This is a genomic window from Achromobacter sp. 18P8.1.1, from assembly GCF_057799415.1.
On record NZ_JBYOKH010000001.1, the window covers coordinates 372,519 to 384,166 of the forward strand.

Here is an 11,648-nt window from a genome sequence, read left to right on the forward strand (position 1 = left end):
ATGGCCCGGCTACGCTCGCTGCTGTATTTCCTGTTCCTGGCCATCACGGTCATCCCCTACGCCTTCGCCTGCGTCCTGTGGGCGCCGCTGCCGCTGCACTGGCGCTACAAGCTGACGGTGGGCTGGCCGCGCCTGGCCATCTGGGGCGCCAAGGTGTTCTGCGGCATCCGCTGGCAGGTCAAGGGCTGGGAAAACCTGCCCGACGGCCCCGCCGTGATCCTGTCCAAGCACCAGTCGGCCTGGGAAACGCTGTTCTTCCCGGCCCACATGCCGCGCGAAGTCTGCTTCGTCTACAAGAAAGAACTGCACATGGTGCCTTTCTTCGGCTGGGGCCTGGCGCTGCTGCGCATGATCGCCATTGACCGCGCCAAGGGCCGCGACGCCTTTGATCAGGTGGTCAAGCAAGGCCAGACCCGCCTGGACGAAGGCCGCTGGCCCTTGCTGTTCCCCGAAGGCACGCGCGTGCCGCCGGGCAAGACGGCGCGTTTCAAGATGGGCGGCGCGCTGCTTGCGTCGCGCACCGGCGCGGTGGTCATACCCGTGGCGCATAACGCCGGCGAGTGCTGGCGGCGCAACGCTTTCGTCAAATATCCCGGCATGGTCACCCTATCGATCGGTCCCGCGATAGAATCCAAGGGACTCTCCCCCGAGGAACTGAACCAAAAGGTTCAGGCGTGGATCGAAGGGGAAATGCGGCGTCTCAACCCTGAAAGGTATGTCTAGCACTGATCAGCTCGAACTCCTGTTCGACGTGCAAGAAGACGACGCGCCCCAGGGCGCGTCGCCACTGATCGCCACGCCGAAGCCGCCGGTGGCGCCCAGGCCTGCTGCGCCCCGGGCCACGCCCCCGCAGCCCGTCACCCCGAAGACGCTTTTCCCCGACGCGCCAGCCGACACCGCCCCCGCGGGCGAGCCGCTCTTGACGCTGTCTCCCAACGCGTCGTCCCGCGTCCCCACCCCGTGCCCCGAACCGCTGCCCCCGGGCGCGCGCTGGCGCGAGGTGCCGACCGAACATCAGCCCATCGGTTTCGTCCTGCTGCGCTCGCGCCGCCGCAGCATCGGCTTCGTGATCACCGACGACGGCCTGCGCGTCACCGCGCCCAGCTGGGTCACGCTGGCGCAGATCGACGACGCGGTGCGTGAGAAAGCGCGCTGGATCCTTGCCAAGCTACGCGAATGGCACGCCCGCAAGCAACAACTGGCCATGGCGCATACGCGCTGGCAGCCGGGCGGCGAACTGCCCTATCTGGGCAAGCGCATCCTGATCGGCGTGGGCGGCGACAGCCGTCAGGCCCGCCTGTCGGGCGACGCGGAAGCACCGCAGGACGGCGACACCCTCTGGCTGGCCCTGCCCTCCACGGCCGAGCAAAGCCGCATCCGCGATTCGGCGCAAGCCTGGTTGCAGCAGCGGGCCGGCGCCTGGTTCGGCGCGCGGCTGGCGCATTTCCTGCAGGTGAGCGGCCTGAAGATCCGCCGCTGGCGGCTGTCTTCCGCCGCCACGCGCTGGGGCTCGTGCACTAGCGACGGCAACATCATGCTGAATTGGCGGCTGATTCATTTCGCGCCCGCCATCATCGATTACGTGATCGCGCACGAGCTTGCCCACCTGCGCGAAATGAACCACAGTCAGGACTTCTGGCGTGAAGTGGGACAGATCCTGCCTGACTTCGAAGACGCCAAGAATATTCTGCGGCGCCACGACCCCGCTTCCCTGCCTCAATTCTGAGGCGACTTGGAGACACAAAAATGTTGCTGCTGATTCCGGGCCCGGTCACGACCGACGCGCGGGTGAAGGCCGCCATGGCGCAGGATTACGCGCCGTGGGACAACGATTTCCGCGAAACCTACCGCCAGGTGTGCGCGGGCGTGCTGGGCGTGGCCGAGGCCTCGCCCGACGAACACGCCGCGCTGGCGCTGCCCGGCTGCGGGCACTTCGCGGTGGAAGCCGCGATCCGCACCTTTGTACCGCCGGGCGGCCGCCTGCTGGCGCCCTCCACGGGCGCCTACGCGTCCCGCCTGCAGAAGCTGGCGGGCGAGGCCGGCCGGGTCGCCGTGCCCCTGCCCGTCGGTGCGACCGAACGGGTGGACCCGGTCGCCGTCGCCGCGGCGCTGGAACGGGACCCCACGCTGACGCACCTGGCGCTGGTCTACAGCGAAACCGGCAGCGGCATCTGCCATGACGTGCCCGAGCTGGCCCGCATCGCCCACGCGATGGGCCGCCGCGTCATCGTCGACGCCGTATCCGCGTTCGGCGCGCTGCCGTTGAACCTGGCTGCGCTGCCCGCGGTCGACGCCGTGGTCCTCACCGCCAACAAATGCCTGGAAGGGCTGCCCGGCGCCGCCTTCGTGGTGGCGCGCATCGACCGCCTGGAAGCTGCGCGCGGCAACGCCGGCAGCTGGTCGCTGGACCTGGCCGATATCTACCAGCACACGCTAGTCCCCAATGCCGGCCCCCGTTTCACGCCGCCCGCGCCCACGCTGGCGGCGCTGGCCGTGGCGCTGGACCTGTACCGGCAGGAAGGCCGTGTCGCCCGTCTGGCGCGCTACACGGCGAACATGCGCACGCTATATGATGGCGTGATCGAGCTGGGCCTTGCGCCCAATCTGCCGCGCGACCTGCAGGGCCCCATCGTCGTCAACGTCTGCGCGCCGGACGCCCCAACCTGGAACCTGCAGCTGTTCGTCGACGCGCTCAAGGCCCGCGGCTACGTGCTCAGCAATTTCAGCAACACCGAACACCCCTCGTTCCGGGTCGGCTGCATCGGCGCTTTCGGCGCCGAACAGATGCGGCTTGCGGTCGACGCCATGGGCGGCGCACTGCGCGACATCGGCATCACTCGGGAAAGCGCCGGCGCTCCGCCGCGCTTCCCGCAACCCCTCATCGCTTAAGGAAGATATCCATGCGTATGCTCCACACCATGCTGCGAGTCGGCAACCTCGACAAATCCATCGATTTCTACACCAACGTGCTCGGCATGCGCGTCCTGCGCCGCAACGACTACCCGGAAGGCAAGTTCACGCTGGCCTTCGTGGGCTATCAGGACGAAACCGAAGGCGCGGTCATCGAGCTGACCCACAACTGGGACACCGAAAAGTACGACCTGGGCAACGGCTACGGCCACATCGCCCTGGAAGTCGACAACGCCTACGAAGCCTGTGACAAGGTCAAGGAACGCGGCGGCAAGGTCACCCGCGAAGCCGGCCCGATGAAGCACGGCAAGACGGTCATCGCTTTCGTGGAAGATCCCGACGGCTACAAGATCGAGTTCATCCAGAAGAAAGGACGCCAAGACTGACTGGGGGCTCCCATGATTCATCCCATCCTGAAAATGGGCGACCCGCGCCTGCTGCGCGTGGCGCCTCCGGTGGAGCGTTTCGACACGCCCGAGCTGCACGCCCTGATCGACGACATGTTCGAAACCATGGCGGCCGCGCAAGGCGTGGGGCTGGCGGCGCCGCAGATCGGCGTGGACCTGCAGCTGGTGATCTTCGGCTTCGACCGCAACGAACGCTACCCCGATGCGCCCCCGGTGCCGCAGACCATCCTGTGCAATCCCGTCATCACGCCCTTGTCGGACGAGATGGAAGATGGCTGGGAAGGCTGCCTGTCTGTACCGGGCCTGCGCGGGCAGGTGCCGCGCTATCGCCACATTCGCTACAGCGGGCGCGACCCCTACGGCCAGTTGATCGAGCGCGAAGCCGAAGGCTTTCACGCCCGCGTGGTGCAGCATGAATGCGACCACCTGATCGGCCGCCTGTATCCGTCGCGCATCCAGGATTTCTCGAAGTTCGGCTTCACCGAAATCCTGTTTCCGGGCATGGACCCGAACGCCGACGACTAACCGCCCGGGTTCGGATGCGCCGCAGCCGGCGCATCTGCTGCGGTTGCCGCCTGCGGCGACAAGTCTTCCGGCGCGAAATCATCCACCTGCAAGACCTGCGACACCAGGGCCTCCGCCGCTTCCAGCTGCGCGGCCTGCGTGTCGGTGATCGCGCCGCGCTGATGCGCTTCGCGCCAGTCGCGCACGCCCGATTGCCGCAGGCGGTCGCGGATCGGCTGCACGGCGTCCACCAGCGCAAACGCGCGAGTCAGATCGCCCAACGGGTCGCCGCCCGCGCGGCCGCCTCCCAACAGCACGCCCGTCGCCGGGTGATTGCCCGGTTCCCGCTGCAGGTCGGCCGCCAGCCGCACATGCGTGGGAGACGGCTTCAAGAGCAGCTCGGCGCATTCGCGCGTCAAGGCGTCGCTCGGCCCCCTGGCCAGGCGCAGCGGCAGGATGGCCGCGCGCAGCCCCCAGGCCAGCACCCGCCCCGGCAGGTTGCGCAGCACCTGGTCCAGGCTTTTCTCGATGCTGGCGTAGCCCTGCTCCATGCACCAATGCACCAGCGGCAGGTCGTCGTGCTTGCGCCCTTCGTCTTCCCAGCGTTTGAGCACCGCCGACAGCAGATACAGCTCGGACAGGATGTCGCCCAAGCGCGCCGAGATCATTTCGCGCCGCTTCAACCCGCCGCCCAGTTGCGCCAAGGTGGCGTCCGCCAGCAGCGCGAAGCCGGACGAATAACGCCCCAGCCGCCGGTAATGGCCGGCCGTCGGGCCCGACACCGGCGACGGCGCCAGCACCGCGCCCGTCCAGGCGCGGCCGATGGCGCGCAGCGTGTTCTTGCCGGCATGGCGCAGGTGACGCCAGAACACGTCGTGGAAGACCTCGATGCCGCGTTCTTCGTCCGGGTTGGCCAGCGCCAGCATTTCCGGCATCAGATAGGGGTGGGCGCGGATGGCACCCTGGCCGAAGATGATCAGGTTGCGCGTCAGGATGTTGGCGCCTTCGACCGTGATGGCGATCGGCACCGCGCGGTACAGCCCGCCCAGGTAATTGCTGGGTCCGTCGATGACGGCTCGCCCGGCGTGCACGTCCATCGCGGCGTTGACCGAGCCACGCATGCGCTCGGTCGCGTGGTATTTCATGATGCCCGACACCACCGCCGGCTTCACGTCCTGGTTCAGCGCGGCGCAGGTCAGGCGCCGGGCGGCCTCCACCATATAGGCATTGCCCGCCAGCTGGGCCAGTTGTTCCTGCACGCCTTCGAACTTGCCCACGGGGATGCCGAACTGCTCGCGCACCCGGGCATACATGCCCGTCGTGTGTGCGCACATGACAGCTGCGGCCGCCGACAGCGAAGGCAGCGAAATGCCGCGCCCCGCCGCCAGGGCGCTCATCAACATCTTCCAGCCCTGGCCCGCGCGGGCCTCGCCGCCGATCAGCGCGTCCAGCGGCACGAACACGTCGCGCCCCTTGTTGGGGCCGTTCTGGAACACCTGCATCGCGGGCAGGTGGCGCCGCCCGATCTCGACACCCGGCGCCTCGGTGGGCACCAGCGCCACCGAAATGCCGATATCCTTGGGTCCGCCCAGGATGCCGTCGGGGTCGGACATCTTGAAAGCCAGGCCCAGCACCGTGGCGACCGGCCCCAGGGTGATGTAGCGCTTGTGCCAGTTGAGCCGGATGCCGATTAGTTCACGGCCGTCCACCACCTGGCGGCAGACGACGCCGGTGTCCACCATGGATGCGGCATCCGAGCCCGCCTCGGGGCTTGTCAGGCCGAAGCACGGCACTTCGCGGCCGTCGGCCAGGCGCGGCAACCAGTAGTCGCGCTGCGCCGGCGTGCCGAATTGCATCAGCAGTTCGCCCGGGCCCAATGAATTCGGCACCATGACCGTCACGCCCGCCGTCACGGAGTACGCCGAAATCCGCCGCACGACTTCGGAATGCGCATAGGGCGAAAAGCCCAGCCCGCCATAGCGCCGCGGAATGATCATGCCGAAGAAGCGCTGCGCCTTCAGGAACGCCCAGACTTCCGGCGGCAGGTCGCGCCGGCGCCAGGTGATATCCCATTCGTCCAGCATGGCGCATAGCTGGGCTACGGGACCATCGATGAAGGCCTGTTCTTCGCGGGTCAGTGTGGCGGCAGGCACGTCCAGCAGCTTGCGCCAGTCGGGGTTGCCCGTGAACAGGTCCGCATCCCACCAGGTGTCTCCGGCCTCGATGGCCTCGCGCTCGGTTGCAGACATGGGCGGCAGGGCGTTGCGCGCCCAGCGATACGCAGGTTCCGAGATGCGGCGCCGGCGCCAGGCATTGAAGTCCATGAGTGTCCCTCACTGTTATGGCCCTAGGGCGTATCAGGCCAAAGTACCAGAATTGGCGGCGGGCGGCCAAGCTGGAGCGTGCCGACTCTGCGACAATGAGCGTCGCCGCGCTGGTGCGCAATCAACCGCTATCCGGGCACATTCCGCATGCTGAACAAACTCTGGCTGGGCTTTTTCCTGACTGCCGCAGCCGCCGCCCTGTATCGCTGGCTGGCCCTCGGCGACCCCGATGTCTTCCGGCTCATGGTGGCCAGCCTGTTCGACATGGCGCGCGTCTCCGTGGAAGTCATGGTGCTGCTGTTCGGCACGCTGACGCTGTGGCTGGGATTCCTGCGCATCGCCGAAGGCGCCGGAATGGTGGAAAAACTGGCCCGGCTGCTGGGGCCGCTGTTCGCACGCCTGATGCCGGGGGTGCCGCGCAACCACCCCGCCATTGGCCTGATCACGCTGAACTTCGCCGCTAACGGCCTGGGGTTGGACAACGCAGCCACGCCGATCGGCCTGCGCGCCATGCGGGAACTGCAATCGCTGAACCCCACGCCGGAAACCGCCAGCAACGCGCAGATCCTCTTCCTGGTGCTGAACGCCTCGTCGCTGACCCTGCTGCCGGTCACGCTTTTCATGTTCCGTGCGCAACAGGGCGCCGCGGACCCGACGCTGGTGTTCCTGCCCATCCTGCTGGCCACCAGCGCATCCACGCTCGCGGGCTTCCTGGCGGTCGCCGCCTGCCAGCGGCTGCGCCTGACGGACCCGGTCGTGATGTTGTGGCTGGGCGGCGCGGCGCTAATCATGGGCGGGTTCATGGCGCTGCTGGCCAGCATGTCGGCCGCTGCCATCGCCACGCTGTCGTCGCTGCTGGGCAACCTGACGCTCTTCGGCATCCTGCTGGCATTCCTGATCGCGGGCGCGTGGAAGAAGGTGCCGGTCTACGAGGCCTTCATCGAAGGCGCCAAGGAAGGCTTCGATATCGCCAAGAGCCTGCTGCCCTACCTGGTGGCGATGTTGTGCGCCGTAGGCGTGCTGCGGGCCTCGGGCGCATTGGACTTCCTGCTGGACGGCATCCGCTGGCTGGCGCAATACGCGGGCTGGGACACGCGTTTCGTCGACGCCCTGCCCACCGCGCTGGTCAAGCCGTTCTCGGGCAGCGCAGCACGCGCCATGATGCTGGAAACCATGACGCACCACGGCGTGGATAGTTTCCCCGCGCTGCTGGCTGCGGTGGTGCAAGGCAGCACCGAGACCACCTTCTACGTGCTGGCGGTGTATTTCGGATCGGTGGGGATATTGCGCGCGCGCCACGCGGTGGGCTGCGCGCTGATCGCCGACCTGGCCGGCGTACTGGCCGCGATCGGCGTGTGCTACTGGTTCTTCGGCTGAGCGCGGCAGCGGGGCTTGGCGCCCCGCATGCGCCGCCTTAGTCCACCAGCAGGATCTTCATGCCGTTGGTGCCGCCGCTGTCCCGGTAGAAGTCGCCCTTGGTCAGGATGACCCAATCGCCCGTCTTCACCAGGTTGCGCTTGCGCAATTCATCGATGGCGGCGTTGCTGAGGTCGGCCGGTTCGTAGTCCGACGGCGCGAACGGCACGGTGTAGACGCCGCGGAACATCGCCACGCGGTTCTGCGTGAGGCTATGCGGGCTGTAGCAGTAGATCGGCACGCCGGAACGGATGCGCGACATGATCAACGGCGTGTGGCCGCTTTCCGTCAACGCGATGACCGCCTTCACGCCGGGAAAGTGGTTGGCCGCATACATAGCCGCCAACGCGATTGTCTCGTCGCAGCGCGTGAAGGTCTCGCCCACCCGGTGATGCGATTTCGTCGTGGTCGGGTGCTTTTCGGCGCCCAGGCACACGCGCGCCATCGCCTGCACGGCTTCCACCGGATACTGGCCGGATGCGCTTTCAGCCGACAGCATGACGGCGTCCGTGTAGTCCAGCACCGCATTGGCCACGTCCGACACTTCGGCGCGCGTAGGCATGGGACTGGAGATCATCGACTCCATCATCTGCGTGGCCGTGATCACGACCTTGTTCAGCGTGCGCGCGTGCTGGATGATGCGCTTCTGGATGCCCACCAGTTCGGCATCGCCCACTTCCACGCCCAAGTCGCCGCGCGCCACCATCACGCCGTCGCTGGCGCGGATCAGGGCGTCCAGTGCTTCGTCATCGGCCACCGCTTCGGCGCGCTCGATCTTCGCGATGATCCAAGCCTGGCTGCCGGCCTCGGCCAGCAAGGTGCGCGCTTCGTCGATGTCGCTGCCATAACGCGGGAACGACACGGCCACATAGTCCAGTTCCATTTCGGCCGCGAGCTTGATGTCAACGCGGTCCTTGTCGGTCAGGCTGGGCGCGGACAAGCCGCCGCCGCGGCGGTTGATGCCCTTGTTGTTCGACAGCGGTCCGCCCACGGTCACGGTCGTGTGGACCTCGTCGCCTTCGACGCGGTCCACCACCAGCACGACGCGGCCGTCATCCAGCAGCAGTTCGTCGCCGACGCGGCAATCCGTCACGAGCTCCGGGTAATCGATGCCCACGATGCTGGCGTTGCCGGCTTCCTTGGGATGCACGCGCGACAGCGTGAACGGTTGGCCGACCTGCAGTTGCACCAGCTTGTCCGTGAAGCGCGCGATGCGGATCTTGGGGCCTTGCAGGTCGCCCATGATGGCGACGAAGCGTCCTTGCTTGGCAGCGATTTCGCGCACCAGCCGGGCGCGTTCGCGGTGGTCGTCCGCGCTGCCGTGCGAGAAGTTCAGGCGGGCCACATCCAGGCCGGCGCGGATCAATGCATCAATGCGTTCGGGCGACGAAGTCGAAGGGCCCAGGGTGGCGACAATTTTGGTGCGGCGCAATACAGGCATGACGGTCCACTCTCGCGAAAACAACGAAAGCGTTATGGTACGCCGCCTGCGTCCGCACGGGTATCATGGTCATCACACCACCCTACAACCAGGCCAATCAAACCCGTGAAAATCGTTATCGCTCCCGACTCTTTCAAAGAAAGCGTTTCCGCGCCCGATGCGGCGGCAGCCATTGCGCGCGGCGTCAAAGCCGCCAGCCCCGGCGCCCACACCATATGCGTGCCAATGGCCGATGGCGGCGAAGGCACGGTCGAAGCCGTGCTGGCCGCCACCGGCGGCCAGGAGCGGCAGCTGACGGTCAATGACGCGCTGGGCCATAAGGTCGATGCGGTCTGGGGTTTGCTGGAAGATGGAACCGCCGTCATCGAGATGGCGGCGGCAGCCGGCCTGGAACTGATCGCCCCGTCCAAGCGCGACCCGATGCGAGCCAGCAGCCATGGCGTGGGCGAACTGATGCTGGCCGCCGTCAACGCGGGCGCCACGCGCATCATCCTGGGGCTGGGGGGCTCAGCCACCAACGACGCCGGCGCCGGCATGCTGACGGCGTTGGGCGTGCGCTTCATGGACGCGGAAGGCCACAGCCTGCCGCCGGGCGGCGGCTCGTTGGGCAAGCTGGCCCGCATCGACACGCGTGGCCTGGACCCGCGCCTGGCCGGCATCCGCATCGACATCGCCTCCGACGTGGACAATCCGCTGTGCGGCGCGCAAGGCGCCTCGCACATCTTTGGGCCACAAAAAGGCGCCACGCCGGAACAGGTACTGGCGCTGGATCAGATGCTGACGAATTTCGCCGACGTCTGCGCGCAGCACCTGGGCGCGGACCATCGCAATGAACCGGGCGCCGGCGCCGCCGGCGGTCTTGGATTTGCCGCCAAGGCCTTCCTGCAAGCGCACTTCCGGCCCGGCGTCGAGATCGTGGCGGAACTGGGCGGGCTGGCGCAGGCCATCGAAGGCGCCACGCTGGTGTTCACCGGCGAAGGCCGGATGGACGCGCAGACGCTGCGCGGCAAGACACCGGCAGGCGTAGCCCGGATCGCGCAGCAAGCCGGCGTGCCTGTCGTCGCGCTGGCGGGCTCGCTGGGCGACGGCTACGAAGCGCTGCATGCCTGCGGCATCAGCGCCGCATTCAGCCTGGCCCCCGGTCCCATCACGCTGCAACAGGCGCTGGCCGATGCGGAAAAGCTGCTTGCCGATCGCGCGCGCGATGTGATGCTGCTGTGGATGGCGGCGCAAAAGCGCATGCTGTGATTGGCGAAAGCCCGCAACCCATCGGACGCCGCACCGGTTCGACTCACGTTCCGCCCCAACGAAAAAGCCCGCATCGGCGGGCTTTTTCGTTGAGGGTTGCGGCTCAAGCGGACTGCAATATGCCCGCTTCCACCAACGCATCCGACAGACGGATGTAGCGGTCCACCGAGATGTCTTCCGCACGCGCCGTGGGAGCGATATCCAGGGCTTCCCAAGGTACCTGCGGCGCCCAGTCAGCCAACACGCGACGCAGCATCTTGCGGCGCTGCGAGAAGGCGCGCGCCACCACGGTTTCAAAGGCCCGCGTACTGACCGGACGCAGCCGGTCCGCAGGCAGCGGCACCATGCGCACGATGGCCGACACCACTTTGGGCGGCGGGTCGAACGCTTCCGGCGGCACATCGAACAGCTTGTGCATCCGGTAGCGCGATTGCAGCATCACGGACAAGCGGCTGAAATCGCCCGAACCGGGCTGCGCCACCATACGGTCGATCACTTCGCGCTGCAGCATGAAATGCTGGTCGCGGATGTGGTCGGCCCACTCCATCAGATGAAACAGCAACGGGCTGGAGATGTTGTAAGGCAGATTGCCCACGACACGCAGTGCGTTGCCGAACTGTGAAAAATCCACCGTCAGCGCGTCGGCTTCGACCACCGTCAGGCGGCTTGCCTCGAACTGCTTGCGCAGACGGGCGGCCAGATCGCGGTCGATCTCGACCGCGGTCAGGTGATCCAAGCGCTCAAGTAGCGGTCGGGTAAGCGCAGACAAACCCGGGCCGATCTCGACCACGGCATCGTCACGGGCGGGGGCAACCGCCCGGACGATGGACTCGACGACGCTTTCGTCGGTCAGGAAGTTCTGGCCAAAGCGCTTGCGCGCCTGGTGTTGAGACATGAAAAGCCCGTAATGCGTTTAGCGGTTGTTCTGCTGGATCTTCTGCTGCTTTTCAAGACGGTTGTCGACGTACGCTTGCGCGCGCAACTGGTCGAGCCAATCTTCGAAAGCAGGCTGGGCACGGCGCTCGAACAAAATCTGGCGCGCCTTCATGCGGGCCAATTCGTCGGTAACGTCGTGTTGGCGGCGCTCTTCAACCTGGATCAAGTGCCAACCGAAAGGCGACTGGATCGGGACGCTGATTTCTCCCGGCTTCAGGGCGTTCATGGCGGCTTCGAACGGCGGCACGGTTTCACCCGGGTTCAGCCACCCCAGTTCGCCGCCTTGCGGCGCGCTCGAGTCCTGCGAATACTGGCGCGCCATGTCTTCGAACTTCGCATCGCCGGCCACCAGGCGCTGACGCACCTGCTCCAGGCGTTGGCGCGCGGTTTCGTCGCTCATCACGGTGGACGTCTTGATCAGGATGTGGCGTGCGCGGGTCTGCATGACTTCCGTCGGGCCTT

Annotated in this window: 11 protein-coding genes; 7 read left to right on the forward strand and 4 right to left on the reverse strand. The window is 67.1% G+C overall.

The genetic code is table 11. The annotated features are described in order from the left end of the window. The 5 genes from AC27VE_RS01705 to def are packed head-to-tail and all read left to right on the forward strand — an operon-like array spanning position 1 to position 3,842. Positions 1-723 carry a lysophospholipid acyltransferase family protein gene (locus AC27VE_RS01705; RefSeq protein WP_427962447.1) on the forward strand — a complete coding sequence of 241 codons (723 nt, stop codon included), beginning with the start codon at positions 1-3 and terminating at the stop codon, positions 721-723. Beyond that, positions 716-1,726, forward strand: coding sequence for a M48 family metallopeptidase (locus AC27VE_RS01710; RefSeq protein ID WP_488702888.1), 1,011 nt, complete (start codon positions 716-718; stop codon positions 1,724-1,726). The genes AC27VE_RS01705 and AC27VE_RS01710 overlap by 8 nt, the downstream gene beginning before the upstream one ends. Positions 1,727-1,746: 20 nt before the next feature. Further along, positions 1,747-2,889 (forward strand): 2-aminoethylphosphonate--pyruvate transaminase, encoded by a 1,143-nt coding sequence (locus AC27VE_RS01715; protein WP_454676178.1) that lies wholly within the window; start codon positions 1,747-1,749, stop codon positions 2,887-2,889. 11 nt (positions 2,890-2,900) lie between these two features. Continuing rightward, positions 2,901-3,296: a lactoylglutathione lyase gene (gene gloA / locus AC27VE_RS01720; protein WP_006226333.1), complete on the forward strand. Its 396-nt coding sequence runs from the start codon at positions 2,901-2,903 to the stop codon at positions 3,294-3,296. A gap of 12 nt (positions 3,297-3,308) precedes the next feature. After that, positions 3,309-3,842 (forward strand): peptide deformylase, encoded by a 534-nt coding sequence (gene def, locus AC27VE_RS01725; RefSeq protein ID WP_006226332.1) that lies wholly within the window; start codon positions 3,309-3,311, stop codon positions 3,840-3,842. Here the strand turns inward: def and AC27VE_RS01730 are convergent. Continuing rightward, a complete protein-coding gene (locus tag AC27VE_RS01730; RefSeq protein WP_427962443.1) occupies positions 3,839-6,145 on the reverse strand; it encodes an acyl-CoA dehydrogenase in 2,307 nt (768 codons plus the stop codon). The two genes, def and AC27VE_RS01730, sit on opposite strands and share 4 nt — an antisense overlap. A 147-nt stretch (positions 6,146-6,292) precedes the next feature. Between AC27VE_RS01730 and AC27VE_RS01735 the strand changes: the two genes are divergently transcribed. Beyond that, the gene (locus AC27VE_RS01735; protein WP_488702889.1) at positions 6,293-7,522 is read left to right on the forward strand and encodes a nucleoside recognition domain-containing protein; all 1,230 of its coding nucleotides are present in this window, start codon (positions 6,293-6,295) and stop codon (positions 7,520-7,522) included. Between the two features lie 37 nt (positions 7,523-7,559). On the opposite strand, the gene pyk is transcribed toward AC27VE_RS01735, so the two are convergent. After that, entirely contained in the window at positions 7,560-9,002 is a 1,443-nt protein-coding gene (gene pyk, locus AC27VE_RS01740; RefSeq protein WP_006226329.1) for a pyruvate kinase, read from the reverse strand. A 105-nt stretch (positions 9,003-9,107) separates the two neighbouring features. Here pyk and AC27VE_RS01745 point away from each other — a divergent pair, with 105 nt between their 5' ends. Next, the gene (locus tag AC27VE_RS01745; RefSeq protein ID WP_488702890.1) at positions 9,108-10,250 is read left to right on the forward strand and encodes a glycerate kinase; all 1,143 of its coding nucleotides are present in this window, start codon (positions 9,108-9,110) and stop codon (positions 10,248-10,250) included. Between the two features lie 103 nt (positions 10,251-10,353). Here the strand turns inward: AC27VE_RS01745 and rsmA are convergent, their stop codons facing one another. Both rsmA and AC27VE_RS01755 read right to left on the reverse strand, forming a co-directional pair. Next, the gene (rsmA, locus tag AC27VE_RS01750) at positions 10,354-11,145 is read right to left on the reverse strand and encodes a 16S rRNA (adenine(1518)-N(6)/adenine(1519)-N(6))-dimethyltransferase RsmA (RefSeq protein WP_088587674.1); all 792 of its coding nucleotides are present in this window, start codon (positions 11,143-11,145) and stop codon (positions 10,354-10,356) included. Between the two features lie 18 nt (positions 11,146-11,163). Further along, positions 11,164-11,648: peptidylprolyl isomerase (locus AC27VE_RS01755; RefSeq protein WP_488702891.1), on the reverse strand; the 485-nt coding region annotated here is incomplete at its 5' end.